Origin of the sequence: Falsigemmobacter faecalis, assembly GCF_003863335.1 — a bacterium.
Classification (GTDB): domain Bacteria; phylum Pseudomonadota; class Alphaproteobacteria; order Rhodobacterales; family Rhodobacteraceae; genus Wagnerdoeblera; species Wagnerdoeblera faecalis.
The window spans coordinates 14,568-33,090 of record NZ_RRAZ01000021.1 but is presented as its reverse complement, the minus strand read 5'-3'; the positions used below and the strand labels follow the sequence as shown (position 1 = coordinate 33,090).

At 62.6% G+C, this 18,523-nt stretch carries 18 protein-coding genes; 7 read left to right on the top strand and 11 right to left on the bottom strand.

Annotated features, from left to right (window positions below; genetic code table 11):
* The 4 genes from EG244_RS14040 (at position 1) to EG244_RS14025 (ending at position 4,434) form a co-directional block, all read left to right on the top strand.
* Complete coding sequence (locus tag EG244_RS14040; RefSeq protein ID WP_124965619.1) at positions 1-1,119, top strand: branched-chain amino acid ABC transporter permease; 1,119 nt, start codon at positions 1-3, stop codon at positions 1,117-1,119.
* Positions 1,116-1,886, top strand: coding sequence for an ABC transporter ATP-binding protein (locus EG244_RS14035; protein WP_124965618.1), 771 nt, complete (start codon positions 1,116-1,118; stop codon positions 1,884-1,886). Before EG244_RS14040 ends, EG244_RS14035 begins: the two co-directional genes overlap by 4 nt.
* A complete protein-coding gene (locus EG244_RS14030) occupies positions 1,883-2,596 on the top strand; it encodes an ABC transporter ATP-binding protein (RefSeq protein ID WP_124965617.1) in 714 nt (237 codons plus the stop codon). The genes EG244_RS14035 and EG244_RS14030 overlap by 4 nt, the downstream gene beginning before the upstream one ends.
* A 200-nt stretch (positions 2,597-2,796) precedes the next feature.
* Positions 2,797-4,434, top strand: a complete 1,638-nt coding sequence (locus EG244_RS14025; RefSeq protein ID WP_233589014.1) for a long-chain-fatty-acid--CoA ligase — start codon at positions 2,797-2,799, stop codon at positions 4,432-4,434.
* Here EG244_RS14025 and EG244_RS14020 read toward each other — a convergent pair.
* Positions 4,416-5,474 carry an AraC family transcriptional regulator gene (locus tag EG244_RS14020; RefSeq protein WP_124965616.1) on the bottom strand — a complete coding sequence of 353 codons (1,059 nt, stop codon included), beginning with the start codon at positions 5,472-5,474 and terminating at the stop codon, positions 4,416-4,418. The two genes, EG244_RS14025 and EG244_RS14020, sit on opposite strands and share 19 nt — an antisense overlap.
* Positions 5,475-5,556: 82 nt before the next feature.
* Between EG244_RS14020 and EG244_RS14015 the strand changes: the two genes are divergently transcribed.
* Complete coding sequence (locus tag EG244_RS14015; RefSeq protein WP_124965615.1) at positions 5,557-7,332, top strand: acyl-CoA dehydrogenase; 1,776 nt, start codon at positions 5,557-5,559, stop codon at positions 7,330-7,332.
* 12 nt (positions 7,333-7,344) lie between these two features.
* Positions 7,345-8,139 (top strand): crotonase/enoyl-CoA hydratase family protein, encoded by a 795-nt coding sequence (locus tag EG244_RS14010; RefSeq protein ID WP_124965614.1) that lies wholly within the window; start codon positions 7,345-7,347, stop codon positions 8,137-8,139.
* A gap of 33 nt (positions 8,140-8,172) precedes the next feature.
* Here EG244_RS14010 and EG244_RS14005 read toward each other — a convergent pair whose 3' ends face one another.
* From EG244_RS14005 to EG244_RS13960, 10 genes are all read right to left on the bottom strand, one after another.
* On the bottom strand, positions 8,173-9,669 hold the full coding sequence (locus tag EG244_RS14005; protein ID WP_124965613.1) for a tripartite tricarboxylate transporter permease: 1,497 nt from the start codon (positions 9,667-9,669) through the stop codon (positions 8,173-8,175).
* A gap of 9 nt (positions 9,670-9,678) precedes the next feature.
* A complete protein-coding gene (locus EG244_RS14000) occupies positions 9,679-10,116 on the bottom strand; it encodes a tripartite tricarboxylate transporter TctB family protein (RefSeq protein ID WP_124965612.1) in 438 nt (145 codons plus the stop codon).
* A gap of 79 nt (positions 10,117-10,195) precedes the next feature.
* Entirely contained in the window at positions 10,196-11,158 is a 963-nt protein-coding gene (locus EG244_RS13995; protein ID WP_124965611.1) for a Bug family tripartite tricarboxylate transporter substrate binding protein, read from the bottom strand.
* A gap of 254 nt (positions 11,159-11,412) precedes the next feature.
* The gene (locus EG244_RS13990; protein ID WP_124965610.1) at positions 11,413-12,168 is read right to left on the bottom strand and encodes a fumarylacetoacetate hydrolase family protein; all 756 of its coding nucleotides are present in this window, start codon (positions 12,166-12,168) and stop codon (positions 11,413-11,415) included.
* Positions 12,169-12,223: 55 nt separating this feature from the next.
* Entirely contained in the window at positions 12,224-13,420 is a 1,197-nt protein-coding gene (gene lhgO / locus EG244_RS13985) for an L-2-hydroxyglutarate oxidase (RefSeq protein ID WP_124965609.1), read from the bottom strand.
* A 12-nt stretch (positions 13,421-13,432) separates the two neighbouring features.
* Complete coding sequence (locus EG244_RS13980) at positions 13,433-14,209, bottom strand: ABC transporter permease (protein WP_124965608.1); 777 nt, start codon at positions 14,207-14,209, stop codon at positions 13,433-13,435.
* The gene (locus EG244_RS13975; protein ID WP_124965607.1) at positions 14,206-14,994 is read right to left on the bottom strand and encodes an ABC transporter permease; all 789 of its coding nucleotides are present in this window, start codon (positions 14,992-14,994) and stop codon (positions 14,206-14,208) included. The genes EG244_RS13980 and EG244_RS13975 overlap by 4 nt, the downstream gene beginning before the upstream one ends.
* Positions 14,991-15,758 carry an ABC transporter ATP-binding protein gene (locus EG244_RS13970; RefSeq protein WP_199737978.1) on the bottom strand — a complete coding sequence of 256 codons (768 nt, stop codon included), beginning with the start codon at positions 15,756-15,758 and terminating at the stop codon, positions 14,991-14,993. The genes EG244_RS13975 and EG244_RS13970 overlap by 4 nt, the downstream gene beginning before the upstream one ends.
* Positions 15,759-15,779: 21 nt before the next feature.
* Positions 15,780-16,454: a GntR family transcriptional regulator gene (locus tag EG244_RS13965; protein ID WP_124965605.1), complete on the bottom strand. Its 675-nt coding sequence runs from the start codon at positions 16,452-16,454 to the stop codon at positions 15,780-15,782.
* 21 nt (positions 16,455-16,475) lie between these two features.
* Positions 16,476-17,405: an ABC transporter substrate-binding protein gene (locus tag EG244_RS13960; RefSeq protein WP_124965604.1), complete on the bottom strand. Its 930-nt coding sequence runs from the start codon at positions 17,403-17,405 to the stop codon at positions 16,476-16,478.
* 110 nt (positions 17,406-17,515) lie between these two features.
* On the opposite strand from EG244_RS13960, the gene EG244_RS13955 reads away from it, so the two are divergent.
* Positions 17,516-18,508 (top strand): fumarylacetoacetate hydrolase family protein, encoded by a 993-nt coding sequence (locus EG244_RS13955; protein ID WP_124965603.1) that lies wholly within the window; start codon positions 17,516-17,518, stop codon positions 18,506-18,508.
* Positions 18,509-18,523: the final 15 nt, after the last annotated feature.

Below are 18,523 nucleotides of genomic sequence, written 5' to 3'. Positions count from 1 at the left end.
ATGTTATACCTCTCCAAAACCGACCGGCTGAAACTGCTGGCCTTCGCGGCTGTGGTGCTGCTGATGCCGATCTGGCTGACGCCGCTGGGCGCGGCCTATCCCGGCCTGATGCAGAAATTCGCGATCTATGCGATTTTTGCCATCGGCTTTAACATTCTCTTTGGCCTGACCGGCTATCTTTCCTTCGGTCACGCCGCCTTCCTTGGGGTGGGCAGCTATACGGCCGTCTGGTCGTTCAAACTGCTGACCATGGATATTCTGCCCGCCATGATCTTTGCGGTGATCGTCTCGGGGATTTTCGCTCTGGTCATCGGGTTTTTCTCGCTGCGCCGGACGGGGATTTACTTCTCGATCCTGACGCTGGCTTTCGCGCAGATGTGCTACAGCCTGGCCTATTCGGTGCTGACCCCCATCACCAATGGCGAAACCGGGCTTTTGCTGACCCGCAATGACCCGCGCATCATCGACACCGCCCTGGGCGCGGCCCATGTCGGCGCTGAGGGGCTACCCTCGCCGACCTTCCTTGGCATCGCAATGAGCGGCTATTCGGGCTTTTACCTCTGCGCTGTGCTGCTGATCCTTGCGTTTTTCATCGCGCAAAAGATCTTCGCCTCGCCCTTTGGTCTGGCTTTGCGCGGCATCAAATCGAACCAGACCCGGATGATCTATACCGGCTTCAACACCAAGCCCTATACCCTGGCGGCCTTTGTGATCTCGGGCATGTTTGCCGGGCTGGCAGGTGGCCTTCTGGCCGTCACCGATCCCATCGCCGGGGCCGAGCGGATGCGCTGGACGGAATCGGGCAATATCGTTCTGATGACCATCTTAGGCGGTGTCGGCACGCTGATCGGTCCGGTCATCGGGGCCTGGGTGATCGAATACTTTGAGAATATCTTCTCAGCGATCAACAAAAACATCCTCAATCAGACCTTCGATTTCCTGCCTGATGGGTTGCAAAACGTCATCGTCACCGTGGCCTCCAAATTCGTGGGCGAGGGCTGGCACCTGACGCTGGGTCTGCTCTTTGTCTTCATCGTGGTCTTCCTGCCGGGCGGCCTGGTGGAGGGCTGGCAGAAACTTATGGCGCGCTTCCGCGGCAAGGGGAGGGAAAAGAAATGAGCACCACTCCCAATATCGTCCTTCATGCGGCGGATGTGTTCAAAAACTTCGGCGGTCTGCGCGCGCTCTCGGACATTGATCTGCAGATCGAAGAGGGCAAGACCCATGCCATCATCGGGCCGAACGGCGCGGGCAAATCGACGCTTCTGAATGTCATCATCGGGCGCATCCCGCCGACCTCTGGTGCAGTGATCTTTGACGGCACCGTGCTGACCGGCAAAGCCCCGCATGAGATCAACCAGCTTGGGATTTCACGGGTCTTTCAGACGCCCGAGATTTTCGCTGACCTCTCGGTTTTGCACAATGTCATGGCGCCGGCCTTTGCGCGCCGGGACGGGGCCTTCCGGCTGTCGATGTTCCGCACCACCGCGCGCGAAGATGAAATCCGCGCCGAGGCCGAGCATCTTTTGCAGGACTTCGGCATGTGGGAGCGCCGCAATGACCACGCAGGCGCGCTGTCCCGCGGTGACAAACGGCGGCTGGAGCTGTGCATGTGCCTGATCCAGCACCCGCGGCTGCTGCTTCTGGATGAGCCGACGGCCGGCATGTCGCGCCATGACACCAACACCACGATTGATCTGCTGAAAAAGATCAAAAGCCGTGGCATGACCAAGGTGATCATTGAGCATGACATGCATGTGGTCTTCTCGCTGGCCGATAAAATCTCGGTGCTGGCTCAGGGGCGGATCATCGCCCAGGGGTTGCCCGAAGACATCCGGGTCAATCCGGATGTGAAGAAAGCCTATCTCGGGGGGCATACCGAATGAGCAGTGACGTCTTTTTTGAGCTGCGCGACGTGCATGCCTATTATGGCGAAAGCTATATCGTTCAGGGCGTCTCCATGAAGATCAACAAGGGCGAAGTTCTTGCCCTTCTGGGCCGCAACGGGGCGGGCAAAACCTCAACCCTGCGCACCATCGCGCGGGCGGATGATCCGGGCATGACGCGGGGCGAAATCTGGCTGGAGGGCCAACCGGTCCATGCCATGAAGTCCTGGCAGGCCTCTCAGGCGGGGATCCAGCTGGTGCCGGAAGACCGCCGGATCATCCCCGGCATGACGGTGGAGGAGAACCTGATCCTCGCGCAGGTGGCCCCCAACAAGGGCTGGTCGCTCGATCAGATCTACAGCCACTTCCCGCGTCTCGCCGAACGCCGCCAGCAGGAGGGGGTGACCCTTTCGGGCGGTGAGCAGCAGATGCTGGCGGTCGCCCGGGCCCTTGCGCGAGAGGTGAAACTTCTGCTGCTCGATGAGCCCTATGAGGGGCTTGCCCCGGTGATCGTCGAGGAAATTGAGCATATTGTTCAGGACATTAAAAAGTCCGGCATCACCACCATCATCGTGGAGCAAAACGCCGTCGCCGCCCTGAAAATCGCCGACCGCGCAGTGATCCTTGATACCGGCGAGCTGGCCTTTGAGGGCTCGGCGCGCGAACTTCTGGCCGATGCAGACCTCAGAAACCGCTATCTCGCGATCTGAGCCGCAGATCCCCTGAGGCGGCGGCCCCCTTCCCGTGGCTTCAGGGGTTAAGGTCCGGCAGAGACAGCTCTGCCGGACCTTTCGTCACCTCCGCCGCCGAAGTTTCGTCACGTCGGTTTGACGGGTTTTGGTGTTCTTCCTCTTGCGAAAGTGCCCGCGCCTGGCTCCGATAGCGCCCGAAACCAGCCAGGGAGGATAAGATGGCGTCAGGGTCAGTTGTGATGGGGCAGATGATGAATCGCCCGCTTTCAATCCCGGCAGTGATGGACTACGCCGCCGACGTTTACCGCGACCGGCGCGTCCTCTCGGCGACGGTTGAGGGCGGGCTTCACGACTATACCTATGCCGAAGCCTGGGTGCGGATTGCGCGGCTCGCCCATGCGCTGAAGGCGCTTGGCATTGGCCCCGGTGACCGGGTCGCGACCCTGGCCTGGAACGGCTATCGCCATTTTGAGCTCTACTACGCCATCGCCGGGATTGGTGCGGTCTGCCATACCATCAACCCGCGCCTCTTCCCCGAGCAGATCGCCTGGATCATGAACCATGCCGATGATCGGGCGATCTTTTTCGATCTGACCTTCGCGCCCCTGGTCAAAGCGCTTGGCGAGAAGATGCCCAAAGGCATCCGCCAGGTCTTTATGTCGGATGAAGCGCATCGCCCCGAAGGCCTGGGCACGGAGACGCTGGCTTATGAAAGCCTGCTCGCGGGTCAGCCCGACAGCTTTGACTGGCCCGATCTGCCGGAGGATGCGGCCTCGGCGCTGTGCTATACCTCTGGCACCACGGGCGATCCCAAGGGCGCGCTTTATTCGCACCGCTCGACCCTGATGCATGCTTTTGGCTCGGTGATGGCGGTGCCGCAAAGCTATGGCGAGGCCTCGCGGATCCTGCCGGTGGTGCCGCTTTTCCACGTCAATGCCTGGGGGCTGCCCTATTCCGCACCGCTGACCGGGACGGACCTGATCTTTCCGGGCGCAAAGCTCGACGGGGCCTCGCTTTTTCAGTTGATGGAGACCACCGGAACCACCGGGGCCTGGGGCGTGCCGACGATCTGGCAGGGCCTGATTGCCGAGATGCAAAAGCAGGGCCGCAAGCCGAAATCGCTTGAGATGCTGCTGATCGGCGGCTCGGCCGTGGCGCCGGCCATGATTGAGCTGCTGGAAGATTTTGACATCCGCACCGTGCACGGCTGGGGCATGACAGAGATGAGCCCGATCGGCACCACCTCGCGCCCGAAAGCCGCCCATGACCGGGCTGAGCGGGTGAAGAACGCGACCCCCCAGGGCAAGCGCATCTTCGGGATTGATCTCAAGATCGTCGATGAAGAAGGCCAGGCTCTGCCGCGCGATGACCAGGCCACGGGCGAGCTTTTGGTGCGCGGACCCGGGGTCATCTCGGGCTATTTCAACGCGCCGCAGCACACCGCCAACGCCTTTGACACCGAGGGCTGGTTCCGCACCGGCGATGTGGCGCGGATCTCGCCGGAAGGCGATCTGACCATCGTCGACCGCACCAAGGATCTGATCAAATCGGGCGGAGAGTGGATCTCCTCGATCGATCTTGAAAATGCTGCTCTGGCCTGCCCCGGTGTGGCCATGGCCGCCGCCATCGCCGTGCCGCATCCCAAATGGGATGAGCGCCCGCTGCTGGTCATCGTCAAAAAAGAGGGCGCAGAGGTCACCCCTGAGGCCGTGCGCGAAGCGGTCGCCGCCCGGATGGCGAAATGGCAGGTGCCGGAAGATGTGGCCTTTGTCGCCGCCCTTCCGATGACGGCCACGGGCAAGATCTCGAAAAAAGATCTGCGCAAAGAGCTGGGCGACTATTTTAACGCCTCCTGAGGAGGCATCTGAGCCCGGCGGCGACAGGCCGCCGGGGTCTCACCGGTCCAGTGCCGGAAGGCGCGGGAGAAGACCGCCAGCGAGCTGAATCCCAGCTCCCAGGCGATGGCCTCAATCGGTTTGCGGCTGCCGGTCAGGTCGCGCAGCGCCAGATCGCGGCGCAGATCATCGCGGATCGCCTGAAAGCTTTGCCCCTCGCGGGCCAGATGACGCGAGAGGGTGCGGGCCGACAGCCCCAGACTGCGGGCCGCCGTGCCCAGCCCCGGATCCTCGCGCAGATGCTCCTGCAGATGGGCGCGCAGGCGCAGATGCAGCGAATGGGCCACGTGGCGGGTGAAAATCCAGTCGCGCGGCGCACGGGCCAGAAAACCGCTCAGATCATGATGCACGCGGGCGACGGGCAGGGCGGCCAGACCTGGCGCGAACTGCAGTTCTGCCTCTGCAGCACCAAAGACCACCGGGGCGGGAAAGATCACCGCATAATCCCCCGCAAAACCCGGGCGGGCAAAGGGCAGCCGCAGCTCGCGCAGCGCCAGCTCATGCCCCGCCAGCCAGGACAGAATGCCATGCGAGAGCTTCAAAAGCAGCATCTGCCCGAAGCGGTTCGGCTCGGCCCCGGTGAAGGTCAGCCGCAGCAGGCCGGGCCGGGGCTGCGAGAGATGAACCTCATCAAGGAGCAGGTTCCAGAACTGCGCAAAACGGTGCAGCGCCGCGCCAAGGCTCTGCGCCTCCAGCACCACGGTGCAGAGATATTTCAGCGCGCCGCGCCGCACCGGACGCGCCCAGAGGCCCATCATCTCATCGCCGCTCTGCGCCACCACCGCCCGGTAAAGCCGCACCACCTGATCGTGGCTCACCCGCCCTTCGGCCTGCGCAAGACCCGTCTCGCGCAGCAGCGCGCTGAGCTCTGCCGGGGGCAGAAGTCCGCGCAGGGCGGTGATCCAATCGGCGGTGAATTCCGCCGAGAGCGTGGCGAGATATGCTGAATCAGCCCCCTCTGCCCGCGCCTTCACGGCATTCTTTTCCGCAATATTGGCCATATTTGCAAAATCCCTGTCACTGCCCGCCATATCATGCCCCGCGCCCCGCGGCTAGCATAGCGGCGACAGATGGAGCGCCTGCATGAGCTATAAAGCCCCCCTTGAGGAAGTGATCTTCGCCCTGGAGCATATCGCCGGACTTGCGGAATTGTCCCGCCATCCCGGGCTTGAGGCGGCCGATCCGGAAACGGCGCGGGCCGTGCTCGCAGAGGCCGGGCGGCTTTGCGAAGCGGTGATCGCACCTTTGAACGCGCCGGCCGACCGTGCGCCCTCGACCTGGTCGGGTGGCGAAGTGAGCACCAGCGCCGGGTTCAAAGAGGCCTGGGGCGCCTATGTTGCGGGCGGCTGGCAGGGGTTGTCGCATCCGGAGGAATTTGGCGGCCAGGCGCTGCCCAAGGTGATCGGCGCGGCGGCGACGGAGATGCTGAACGCCGCCAACCTCAGCTTTGCGCTTTGCCCGCTGCTGACCGACGGGGCCATTGAGGCGCTTTTGACCGCAGGTTCTGAGGAGATGAAAGCGCTTTATCTGCCAAAGCTCATCGCCGGGACCTGGACCGGGACCATGAACCTGACCGAGCCGCAGGCAGGCTCCGACCTCGCCCTTTTGCGCACCCGGGCTGAGCGCACCTCAGAGGGCAGCTACCGCATTTTCGGCACCAAGATTTTCATCACCTATGGTGAGCATGATCTGGCGGAAAACATCTGCCATCTGGTGCTGGCGCGCACGCCGGATGCACCCGCAGGTGTGCGGGGGATCTCGCTCTTTCTGGTGCCGAAATATCTGCCCGATGCACAGGGCAATCCCGGCAGCCGCAATGATGTGCACTGCACCTCGATTGAGCATAAGCTCGGCATCAAAGCCAGCCCGACGGCAGTGCTGCAGTTCGGCGATCACGGCGGCGCTGTCGGCTTTCTGATCGGCGAGGAAAACCGCGGGCTTGAGTATATGTTCGTCATGATGAACGCCGCCCGCTTTGCCGTGGGGATGCAGGGCGTGGCCCTCTCCGAGCGCGCTTTGCAGCAGGCCACCGCCTATGCGCGTGACCGGATCCAGAGCCGCCCCGTCGATGGCTCTGCAAAGGCCAGCGTGGCGATCATCCATCACCCCGATATCCGCCGCCTTTTGATGAAAATGCGGGCGCTGACCGAGGGGGGCCGGGCGCTTGCCTATTACGCCGCCGCGCTGAATGACCGCGCCCATCACGGCGAGGGGACCGAAGCGGCGGCGCTTTATGAACTCCTGGTGCCGCTGGTGAAGGGTTTTTGCACGGAAAACGCAGTGCAGGTTGCCTCGGACGGCCTCCAGATCCATGGCGGTATGGGCTTTATTGAGGAGACCGGCGCGGCGCAGCATCTGCGCGACGCCCGGATTTTACCGATCTATGAAGGCACCACCGCGATCCAGGCCAATGATTTCCTCGGCCGCAAGATCCTGCGCGACAGTGGCCGGACTGCGCGGGTTCTGATCGCGCAGATCATGGCGACCGAAGCCGATCTGGCCGCCGGAGGCCGCAGCGCGCGCGATTACGCCATGAACCTTGGGGCCGCGCGCAAAGCCTTTGAGGATGCGCTGTCCTGGAGCCTTGAGAAGGCCGGAAGTGATCCCAATGCGGCCTGGGCAGGCTCGGTGCCGCTGTTGATGCTGGCGGGAAATCTGGTGGCGGGCTGGCAGCTGGGCCGCGGTCTTCTGGCGGCAGAAGCGGCGCTGCGCACCGGCGGCGACGAGGCCTTCCTGAAAACCCGCATCGCCGTTGCGCAGTTTTACGCGGCCCATCTGCTGCCCGAAGCCGCGCTGCAGCGCGACCGCATTCTTTACGGTGCCGCGAGCGCCCTTGCGCTTGCACCCGAGGCTTTCTGAAAGGGACGACCCATGCATAAACCCTATCTCAGCGTGACCGAAGACGACGGCATCGCCATTGTCACCCTCTCGCGTCCGGAGAAGCGCAACGCCATTGATGAGGCCTCCGTCAATGAGATTGAGGCCTGGTTTGCCAATATTCCCAAACACATCCGTGTAGTGCTGATGAAGGCTGAGGGCGATCACTTCTGCGCCGGCCTCGATCTGCGCGAGCATCACGATAAGGTCCGCTCGGGTGTGGAATTCATGCGGGTCTGTCAGGGCTGGCACCGCGCCTTTGACCGCATCCAGCACTCGGGCGTGCCGGTGGTGGCTGTGATGCAGGGCGCTGTCGTGGGCGGCGGGCTGGAGCTGGCCTCTGCCGCGCATGTGCGGGTGGCCGATACCTCGACCTATTTCGCGCTGCCTGAAGGCACGCGGGGGATCTTCACCGGCGGCGGCGCCACGGTGCGCACCGCGCGGATCATCACGCCAGGCCGCATGGTCGAAATGATGCTGACGGGCCGTGTGGTCGATGTCCATGAGGGCAAGGCCATGGGTCTTTGCCACTACATCTGCGATGCGGCCAAAGGCGACAAACCGGCGGCAGAGCTGGGGATGGAGCTGGCGCGCAAAATCGCCGGCAATGCGCCTTTGTCGAATTACGCCATCGTCACCGGCATTCATAAAATCGCTGATATGTCGGCCACCGACGGGCTTTATACCGAGGGCCTCATCATGGCCATGGTGCAAAGCGGCGAGGATGTGCAGACGCGGCTGGGGGATTTCGTCCACAAACGCGCCCATAAGGTCACGCTCGAAGGCTAAGACAAAGGCCCCGGTTTCCCGGGGCCTTTTCCGTCACTCCTCCAGAACGTCGCGGTTCTTTCGGAACGAGGGCAGCGCCATGGCAATGATCGCCCCCGCCGCCAGCAGATAGAAACCGATGGAGATCGGCGAGGAAAAGACCGCCATCACATCGCCGCGCGACAGCTGCAGCACCCGGCGCAGGTTCTCCTCCATCATCGGGCCAAGAATAAAGCCCATCAGCAGCGGCGCAGGCGGCAGGCCGATCTGCACGATCAGATAGCCCGCAACCAGCATCACCGCGCACATCAGAACTTCATAGCTGTCGTTCTTCAGCGACCAGGCCCCGATGCAGCACAGGATCACGATGGCCGGATAAAGCAGCCGGTAAGGCACGCTCAGCAGCTTCACCCAGACGCCGACCAGCGGCAGGTTCAGGATCACCAGGATCACATTGCCGATCCACATCGAGGCGATCAGCCCCCAGATCAGCGCCGGATTGGTCTCCATGACCTTCGGGCCCGGCGTGATGTCGTGGATCATCATCGCCCCGACCATCAGCGCCATCACGGCGTTCGAGGGGATCCCCAGCGTCAGCAGCGGAATAAAGGAGGTCTGAGAGGCCGCGTTATTGGCAGCCTCAGGGCCTGCCACACCGGCAATCTCACCCTTGCCGAAGTTCAGCGGGCGTTTGGCCAGACGCTTTTCCATGGCATAAGAGGCAAAGGAGGCCAGCGCAGCGCCGCCCCCCGGCAGGATCCCAAGGAAAGAGCCCAGAAGGGTGCCACGCGCCGCAGGCGGGGTCATTTCGGCAAGCTCGCTCCGGTTGGGCATCAGCCGCGAGATTTTCGCAGTGCCCTTGGGGCCGTCATCGCTTTCGCCGAGGTTCTTCACGATCTCTGCAAAGCCAAAGACCGCCATGGCCATGACCACGAAATCCAGCCCGTCAAAAAGCTTCATCGCGCCAAAGGTAAAGCGCTCATCCGCGGTGACGCTATCAAGGCCCACGGTCGAGAGCAGGATCCCGACCAGCACCATGGCAATGCTTTCAATCAGCCGCGCATTTGACAATACGGTCGCAAGGATCAGCCCCAGCACCATCATCGCCAGATATTCACCCGGCCCAAAGCTGAAAGCCACCTGCGCCAGAGGCCGCGCCAGCGCCATGATAAAGACGGTCGCAAAGGTACCCGCGATGAAGGAAGAAATCGCCGCCGTCGCAAGCGCCACGCCCGCACGGCCCTGACGCGCCATCTGATAGCCGTCAAGCGCCGTCACCACCGCCGAGCTTTCACCCGGCAGGTTCACCAGAATGGCCGTGGTCGAGCCACCATATTGCGCGCCGTAATAAATCCCCGCCAGCATGATCAGCGCCGCCGTCGGATCCAGCGCATAGGTCAGCGGCAAAAGCATCGAAATGGTTGCCAGCGGCCCCAGCCCCGGCAGCACCCCGATCAGCGTGCCCAAAAGACAGCCCATGAAGGCATAGCCCAGGTTCTGCAGCGTCAGCGCCGTGGTCAGCCCCAGAATGGCGTTGTCGAAGAATTCCATATCCGGCCCTCAGAAGTTCGGCCAGACCGGGATGCGCATCCCGATGCCGTAGATGAAGATCGCCACTGCGGCGAGGGCCAGGCCGCAGCCCAGCATCAGCGATTCCAGCGCGCGGAACGGCTTTTCCGCCGCCCCCGCCACCAGAACCGACAAAATGACCGTGACCACCATGCCCAGCGGATGCACCGCCAGCGCGAAGATCAGCACCGAGGCCGCGATGGCCGCCAGCCCGCGCCAGTTGAACCCGTCAATGCGGCGGCCTGAGCGGCTGAGGAAATCCTGCACCAGAATAACCACCGCCAGCACCAGCAGCAGCGCCGCGGCGCCGACCGGCATCACCCCGGGACCAACCCGGCGGGCGGTGCCCATCGGAAGCTCCATCCCGAAGAACAGAAAGAAGAGAGATATGACAAGGAAGGTCAGCCCTGCCGCCGTTTCGCGCCGCATGTTCTGCTCCGGGATCGGTCGTGTCAGAAAGGCCGCCCGCACCGAAAGGGCAGGGGCGGCCCGCAGAAGAGAGAGAGGCTTATTTCAGCGAAATGCCTTCGGCCGCCGCTTTGAACTTGGCGATCTCAGCCGAGATATAATCGTGGCCCGGCTGGTGACCCTTGAGGTTCACCACGCTGCGGCCGTCGGATTCAACCTGAGCGACGATCGCGGGCTCGTTCATGACTTTGGCCATGGCCTCTTCCAGTCGGGCGCGGATATCCTCGGGGGTGTTTTTCGGCACCGCAAGGAAGGTCCAGCCCACGTTGACCGCATCAGGATAGCCCGCCTCAGCCACGCTTTGAATATCAGGGCTGGCTTTCAGACGCTCGCCCAGCGTGACGCCGAGGACCTTCATCTTTTTGTCGTCAACATAGGGCGCGACAACGGTCTGATACTCAAAAGACAGATCAATCACGCCCGCCGCCAGATCGACCATCTGGGTCGAGCCGGAGGTATAGGGGATATGCTCCAGATCGATCCCGGCGGCGCGTTTGAACAACTCTCCGCCCAGATGCTGCGCCGTGCCCACCCCCGGCGAGCCGAAGTTCAGATCGCCCGGGTGCTCTTTGGCATAGGCCACCAGTTCCGCCATGGTGTTGAAAGGCGCATCATAATTCGCCACGATCAGCTGCGGCGAGGCCGTCACGCCATGGATGAATTCAAAATCACCCAGCGGATCATAGGGCAGTTTCTCCGGGCTCAGCGCCGCCTGGATCCCAAAGGGACCCGAGGTGGCCAGCAGCACGGTATAGCCGTCCGGCGCCGCGATGCGGGCCTCCTGCGAGCCGACAATCCCGCCTGCGCCGGGCTTGTTTTCAACAATCACCGGCTGGCCCAGCTCGGCCTGCAGACGCTCGGCCAGACGGCGCGAGGTGATATCGGTCACGCCGCCTGCGCCAAAGGGCACGATCCAGGTGATCGCACGATCGGGGAATTCAGCAAAGGCTGCGCCCGAAAAAGCAGCCGTCGCAGCGGCGGCCAGCAGAATGGCTTTCATCATCTTTCCTCTCAAACCAACGCCGGGGCAAAGCCTCCTCAGCTTTGATCTCCTGGCGTCTCCCTCTCTGCGCTATGCAGAAAAGGCTATCCCCTGAGGGGAAAGGACAATATGTCGCAGCCAGTGTAAATGGCCGGATTGGCGTGATTTTTTGCAAAACAGTTCTGCATATTTTGCGCAGCGATATTTAATTTCGGCGCTTGCAGGGCGGGGGCAGCCCCGGAAAAAAACCGCCCCGCCCGTCCGTTTTTTTCCGCTCAGGCAACCCTATTGCTGAGCGTGCCGATACCCTCAATTTCCACCTCGATCAGATCGCCGCTTTTCATCGGCCCGACCCCTGCAGGCGTGCCGGTGATAATAACGTCCCCCGGCTCAAGCGTCATGATCGAGGAGATAAACTCAATCACCTTCGTGGTCGGGAAAATCATATCCCCCGTGGTCGAGGCCTGTTTCACCTCACCGTTCTGCCGCAGCGAAATGGCGAGCGTGTCCGGGTCTTTGCAGGGCACGATCCAGGGACCGACCGGCTTATAGGTGTCAAAGCTTTTTGCGCGGGTGAACTGGCCGTCTTTCTTCTGCATCACCCGGTTTGAGACGTCATTGGCGCAGCTGTAGCCCAGCACCACCGAAGCGGCATCCGCCGCCGCGACATTGCGGCAACGCGTTCCGATGACGATCGCGATCTCGGCCTCATAATCAATGCGGTCCTGCGCGTTGTCGAGCTGGATCACCTCATCCGGGCCGATCACCGCCTCGGGCGAGACCATGAAGATCATCGGCTCTTCCGGGATCGCCATATTCGCTTCCTCGGCGTGAAGGCGGTAGTTCAGCCCCACGCAGATCAGCTTGCGCGGCTGAACCGGAGCCAGCAGCCGCACCGCATCCTGCGCGATCACCGGACCTGAGGGCGTGAGATCGCCATAAGGCCCCTGCGGCAGCGCACGAATGCCCTCTTCCAGCCACAGACCCCACTGCGTCTCACCCTCATGCTCAAAACGAATAATCCGGCTCATCCTGTTCCCCCTGTTGCAGAATTTCGCGCAAGAAGGGACCGGTTTCGCGCCAGGGTCAAGAGAGCTGATCGGCGATATAGCGCGCAATCGGCATCGCCGAAGTGGCCGCGGGTGAGGGCGCGTTCAGCACCGCCGTCAGCCCGCCTTCCGATTTGATCAGGAAGTCATCCACAAGGCTGCCGTCGCGCCGCACCGCCTGGGCGCGGTTGGCTGAGCGGTAGATGCTCAGATCCGAAAGCTGCACCGAGGGGCTGTATTTCTGCACCAGCCGCAGATAGCCGCGCCTGAAGAGCGAAGCGCGCAACTCATCGAAGCTGGCTTTGGGGTGCTTTGCCAGCAGCCGCCAGAGGCCGGGATAGCCCAGACTGTCAAAGCTGTCGCGCAGATCGACGGAGAAATGGCCGTATTTCTCACGCGCAAAAGACAGCACCGCATTCGGCCCCACGGTCATCGTGCCATCAATCATCGGCGTCAGATGCACGCCCAGAAAGGGCAGCGCCGGATCGGGAACCGGATAGATCATCCGATGGGTGATCCTGCTCAGGGCCTGAGGCAGCACGAAATATTCGCCCCGGAAGGGCAGAATGCGAATGCCGGGATCGATCCCCATCAGCTTCGCCACCCGGTCCGTGGCCAGCCCCGCGCAGGCCACAACGCGCCCGGCCTGCACCTGCTGCCCGCCGATCGTCACGGCATAGCTCCCGCCCCGGCGTGCGACTTCGGTGACCGGCGCATGAAAGCGCAGCTCTCCGCCCGCGGCTTCGACATCGGCCAGCAGGCTGCGGGTGATCCCGGTGTAATCGGTGATCGCGGTTGAGGGGATATCCAGGGCCGCAACCCCGGTCACATTCGGCTCCAGCGCGCGCAGAGCTGCACGGTCGAGGGGATACGCTTCGACGCCGTTTTCGGCGGCGCGGGTGATCAGATTTTGCATCCGCGCGTCTTCGGCGGCATCGGTCGCGACGATCAGCTTGCCGCGCGCCTCATAGCCGATGCCGCGCGCCGTGCAAAAAGCCCGTGTCTCTTCAAGGCCTTCGCGGCAAAACCGCGCTTTCAGACTGCCGGGGGTGTAATAGATCCCCGAATGCACCACCCCCGAATTCCGTCCGGTCTGGTGAAAGGCGGCGCGGCTCTCTTTTTCGGCCACTAGGATCCGTGTCCCCGGCTGGCGGCGGCTGAGTTCCGCCCCAAGGGCCGCGCCAATAATGCCCGCGCCAATAATCACCGTGTCAAAAACCGGTCCCGTCGTCATGCGCCCCGCCCTTCAGTGCCCGCGATCACGCCAGCGCAGCAGGCGGGCCTCTGCCATGCTGACCAGTGTTGAAGACACATAGCCGATCGCCCCCAGAAGGATCACCCCCGCAAAAAGGTCGGGCGAGCGGTACAGTCTGGCCGACACCATGATGTAGTGTCCCAGCCCGTCAAGCCCTGCAATCATCTCACAGACCACCGAAAGGATCAGCGCGGCGGTGACCGAAATCCGCATCCCCGCCAGAATATCGGGCAGCGCTGAGGGCAGCACGATCTTGCGAATGGTCTCAATCCGGCCCATCCGCAGCGCCTTTGCCACCTCATAAAGCCGCGGCTCAACCGAACTAAAGCCCTGCACGGTCGACAAAAGGATCGGCCAGAGCGTGCCAAAGGTGATCACAAAGATCGCCATGGCATTGGACAGGCCCATGAAAGCAATGGCAATCGGGATCACCGCCGAAGCGGGCAGCGGGCGCAGAAACTCCAGCAAAGGCGAAAAGATCCGGCGCGCCAGAGGCGAGATCCCGATCACCGAGCCAAGTCCCACCGCCACCACCGAGGCCACCAGCCAGCCAAAGAACATATGCTGCAAAGTGCCCAGCGTCTGGCGCAGCAGAACGCCGTTTTCAAAGCCACGCAGAAGCGAGGCCCAAGCCTTATCCGGCCCCGGCAAAAACAGCGGCGAGATCGCGCCCGAGCGTGAGATCAGCAGCCAGATCCAGACAACGCCTGCCGCCACCAGCACCGAGACGCCGCGCCCCATCAGCCCGGAAGTGAGAAGATACCTCATTTCACTCCCTCACCGGCCAGCGCCGCGCGGCCAAAAAGTTTACGCTGCGCCAAAAGCAGCCCCGCGTTCAGCCCAAGGCCCACAAGACCGATCCAGATAAAGCAGGCCAACATCAGATCCGGGCGCAAAGCCTCTCGTGCGGTCATGATCTCATAGCCAAGCCCCTGCGGGTTAACGGCAATCTCAATCGTGACCGAGACCACCAGCGCAAGGCTGGCCCCCAGACGAAAGGCCACGAAAAGCCGCGGCAGGATGGCCGGCAGGATGATTTTCCACACCATCGCCGGTTTTGAAAGCCGCAGCACCCGGGAGACTTCGCGCAAACGCGGCTCCACCCCGCGCACGGCAGCGCGGGTCAGGATCAGCATCATGAAAAAGCAGCTTTTGCCGACGATGGCGAATTCCATGCCATAGCCAAAGCCAAAGACCATCAGCGCCACCGGCAAAAGGGCCACCGAAGGGATCGGGCGCAAAGCCTCAATCGTGACCTCCATGGCGCGGTCCAGCGCAGGCACCAGCGCAAAGGCGATGCCGAGCAGCAGCCCCGGAATGCCGCCCATCAAAAGCCCGCCAAAAGCCCCGGTCAGGGTTTTCAGCGTGGCGGCGGGCAGCCGGCCATTGGCGAGGTTTTCCAGAAGTGTGACAAAGACTTCGCTCGGCGGTGCCAGGCTTTCGGTGGTGATGTTGGACAGCCGCAACCACAGCTCAAGCGCCAGCAGCAGCCCCGCCGGAAGCGCAAGGCCCAGCCAGTTCACCCGCAGGCGCGGGACAGCGGCCGCGCTCATGCCTCAGAGCCCTTGATGAAGTCAAAAAGCTCCCGGCGAAGGCGCAGAAACTCAGGTTCTTCGCGGGTCGCAAGCTGATCCCGCGGGCGGGGCAGGTTGACGGGCACGTCAATGCCCACACGGCCCGGATGGGGCAAAAGTCCAATGACACGGTCGCCAAGGTAGATCGCCTCTTCGAGATCATGGGTCACGAAGATCACCGTGGTCTGCGTGCGGGCGACCAGTTCCAGCACCTCATCCTGAAGGCCCTGGCGCGTCATCGCATCCAAAGCGCCAAAGGGCTCATCCATCAGCAGAACCGAGGGATTTTGCGCGAGGCAGCGCGCAATCTGCAGCCGCTGCTGCATACCGCCTGACATCTCGGTCGGATATTTACCGCCCTGACCGGCGAGACCCACCAGCGCCAGCAGCTCTTCAATCCGGTCGGCGCGCCCGGCTTTTGGCACTCCCCCGGCCTCCATCGCCAGCGAGACATTGCCAAAGGCCGTGCGCCAGGGCAGCAGCGCTTTGCCGTAATCCTGAAACACAATCGCCACATCCGCGCGCGGCGCAGACATCGGCTCGCCGTCAAAGAGCACCGCCCCCTGTGTCGGCTGATAAAGCCCGGCTGCCAGCCGCAGAGCCGTGGTTTTACCGCAGCCCGATGCACCGATAATGCAGGTGAACTGCCCGGCGGGAATATCAAATGAGATATTCCGAAGGATCGGTTTCTGACCAAAAGCCAGAGTTGCGCCGGAGAAAGAGAACTTTGGAAGCGCCGTCACGAAGGGAATTCCTTGTCAGGGTCAGCCGGTCTGCGCGTAGACATAGGCCAGCGTCGTTTCGAGATGATCGCCAAGCAGCTTTTCGGCCCGCGCCATATCGCGGGAGAGCGCCACTTCGGCGAGATCTTCATGGACCCGGATGAAAGTCTCAGGGTCCTTGAGCTCGGTCATCATCAACCGGCGGTAGCGATACGCCTGGTCATAAAGTTCAACCGCTGTGGCCAGCAGTCGCGGCGCCGCGCAGGCGGAAATCATCGCCAGGTGAAAGGCCTTGTGCAGCGCGTCGTAGTCGGGATGACCCTCCGGGGCCTGCAGCCCCTCACGGCGCACAAAACTCTTCAGCCGGTGCAGCGCGGCCACGATGCCGGCCTCCCAGTCGTCGCCGCCACGGCTGATCGAGCGGCGCAGCGCCTCTCCCTCAACCAGACGGCGCAGCAGGGTCAGATCCTCCAGATCCTCGCGGCTGGTGTCGCTGACCCGAAAGCCACGCCGCCCGATTGAAACCACCAGACCCTGAGACACCAGCCGCGACAGCCCCTCGCGCACCGGGGTCGACCCCATGCCAAGGCTTTGCGCCAGCTCCACCACGCCAAGGCGGTCGCCGGGGGCGTGCCGCCCGGTCAGAATGTCCTGGCGCAGCACCAGGGCGGCACGTTCGGCAAGGGTCAGGTCCGGGTCGGTGTTCAGATCGTTCACGTCAGCTCAACAGGTCAGGTCTCAGGGGGCGAGAAGATTTGCGGCATCCACGCTGCCCTGAAGAAGGTTTTGTTTTTTCATCAGATCAAGCCACCAGCCCAGGCCGTCGGCGGTGATCTCGGGCTTATACTTTGAGGGCGGCGTTGCGCGCACCAGCTCAGGCTTCTGCTCGGTGAATTTTGCCACCGAGGCAATCGCCACTTCGCGGTCCGCCTCAATCAACGCCGCAGCTTCGGCGATGGCGGCGCGGAATTTCTGCACCGCCTCCGGGTTGGCCGTCGCCCAGTCGCGGGTGGCAGCGTAAAAGATGATCGGTGCATCGCCGCCCAGTTCTGAGACGAACTTCGGACCCAGATGGCCGGTTTTCGATTCCAAAATCCGCGCCACGATCGGCCCGCCCGACAGCACCGCATCCACCGCCCCGGTGCGGATCACATCCGGCATCGAGGGGAACGAGGTTTCCACCAGATTGACCGAAGCCGGATCAACGCCGTTTTCCATCAGATAGCGCACGAAGAGAATGTGGATATAGGCACCAAAGCCCGGCACGCCGACTTTTTTACCGGCAAAATCCGCAGCCTTTTCAATGGTGACGCCGTCACGGATCACCGCAACAGTGCCCTCGTTTGAGGCCTCATGCATATAAGAAGCACCCGCCACTGCTACCAGATCAAGCCCGCCATCGGCGGCCTGCAGGAAGACCGATGAGGTCGGCCCGCCGATTTCGAGCGAATTCGACAACAGCGCCGGCGGGATATTGGAGTTGAGCGCGATCCGCGTCATCTCCACATCCAGACCCATTTTCTCAAAGATGCCATTGTCGGCCGCCACCATAGCGGTGCCGCAATCGGCCGAAGACGTGCAGCCGATACGGATTTTCTGCGCAAGCGCCGGGCTCATGGCAAGGGCCGTCAGCCCCCCCGCCAGTGCGAAGGCCAGAGACTTTTTCATATGTTCCTCCCCTTTATACGCAAAGTCTCTCCTCCGTTGACTTCGCGATATTTTATCGACAATCCTTTCGATTGTGCATCGTGTCAAGCGATCACAACAGGGAGGACTTCATGAAACTGGCCACTTTTATGGCCTCAGACGGCCCGCGCATCGGCGTGGCGCTGCCTGAGACCGGACGCCTTCTCGACATCCGCGCAGCGGCCGAAGCTGCGGGAGAGATGCGGGCGGATTATCTTTCCATGCTGGCGCTGCTGGATGGCGGCGAGGCGGCACTCGATGCGGTCCGCCGCCTGTCCGAGCGCGCTGCAGACCCGGGCCTGACCCATGATCTGGCCGCCGCACGCCTGCTCGCCCCGCTGCCGGAGCCGCGGCAGATGCGCGATGGCATGAGTTTTGAGACCCATATCCGGCAGTCCGGCTCGGGCAAAGGCCGTGCGCTGGCCGCCGCCCGCGCGCGCGGCGATGCGGCGGAAGAGGCCGAAATCATGGCCCGCGAACTGCCCGAGCTGCCCGAAATTTACCGCCAGTTGCCGATTTATTATTTCACCAACCGTCTGGCAGTCTGCGGGCCGGAAGATGTGGTGACCTGGCCGCGCTATAGCAAAGTGATGGATTACGAGCTGGAATTCGGCATCGTCACCGGCAAAAAAGGCAAAAATATCAAAGCTGAAAATGCCCGCGACCATATTGTCGGCTATACCATCTTCAACGATTTCTCTGCCCGCGATCAGCAGATGCAGGAAATGCAGGGCCGTCTGGGACCGTCAAAGGGCAAGAGCTTCGAGAATTCCAACGCGCTTGGCCCCTGGATCGTCACCAAAGATGAAATCCCCGATCCCTACAGCCTGGGCATGACCGCACGGATCAACGGCAAAACCGTGGTCAAAAATACCAGCCGCGACATGCTCTTCAGCTTTGAAGAAATCCTTGCGCATGTCAGCCAGGATGAATGGATCCATCCGGGCGAATTTTTCGGCTCGGGCACCGTGGGCAATGGCTGCGGGCTGGAGAACGGCTGGTTCCTGTCAGACGGCGCGGTGATTGAGCTGGAGGTCGAGAAAATCGGCGTGCTGCGCAACCAGATCCGCACCGCAAAAGACTGACCAAAGGGTCCCTCA

Coding starts and splice junctions, on each gene's coding strand:
- EG244_RS14025 (WP_233589014.1), top strand. CDS start 2,797: ATGGCGTCAGGGTCAGTTGTGATGGGGCAGATGATGAATCGCCCGCTT.
- EG244_RS13975 (WP_124965607.1), bottom strand. CDS start 14,994: ATGAGCGCGGCCGCTGTCCCGCGCCTGCGGGTGAACTGGCTGGGCCTT.
- EG244_RS14035 (WP_124965618.1), top strand. CDS start 1,116: ATGAGCACCACTCCCAATATCGTCCTTCATGCGGCGGATGTGTTCAAA.
- EG244_RS14040 (WP_124965619.1), top strand. CDS start 1: ATGTTATACCTCTCCAAAACCGACCGGCTGAAACTGCTGGCCTTCGCG.
- EG244_RS14010 (WP_124965614.1), top strand. CDS start 7,345: ATGCATAAACCCTATCTCAGCGTGACCGAAGACGACGGCATCGCCATT.
- EG244_RS14015 (WP_124965615.1), top strand. CDS start 5,557: ATGAGCTATAAAGCCCCCCTTGAGGAAGTGATCTTCGCCCTGGAGCAT.
- EG244_RS13955 (WP_124965603.1), top strand. CDS start 17,516: ATGAAACTGGCCACTTTTATGGCCTCAGACGGCCCGCGCATCGGCGTG.
- EG244_RS13960 (WP_124965604.1), bottom strand. CDS start 17,405: ATGAAAAAGTCTCTGGCCTTCGCACTGGCGGGGGGGCTGACGGCCCTT.
- EG244_RS14030 (WP_124965617.1), top strand. CDS start 1,883: ATGAGCAGTGACGTCTTTTTTGAGCTGCGCGACGTGCATGCCTATTAT.
- EG244_RS13980 (WP_124965608.1), bottom strand. CDS start 14,209: ATGAGGTATCTTCTCACTTCCGGGCTGATGGGGCGCGGCGTCTCGGTG.
- lhgO (WP_124965609.1), bottom strand. CDS start 13,420: ATGACGACGGGACCGGTTTTTGACACGGTGATTATTGGCGCGGGCATT.
- EG244_RS13995 (WP_124965611.1), bottom strand. CDS start 11,158: ATGATGAAAGCCATTCTGCTGGCCGCCGCTGCGACGGCTGCTTTTTCG.
- EG244_RS14005 (WP_124965613.1), bottom strand. CDS start 9,669: ATGGAATTCTTCGACAACGCCATTCTGGGGCTGACCACGGCGCTGACG.
- EG244_RS14020 (WP_124965616.1), bottom strand. CDS start 5,474: ATGGCCAATATTGCGGAAAAGAATGCCGTGAAGGCGCGGGCAGAGGGG.
- EG244_RS14000 (WP_124965612.1), bottom strand. CDS start 10,116: ATGCGGCGCGAAACGGCGGCAGGGCTGACCTTCCTTGTCATATCTCTC.
- EG244_RS13990 (WP_124965610.1), bottom strand. CDS start 12,168: ATGAGCCGGATTATTCGTTTTGAGCATGAGGGTGAGACGCAGTGGGGT.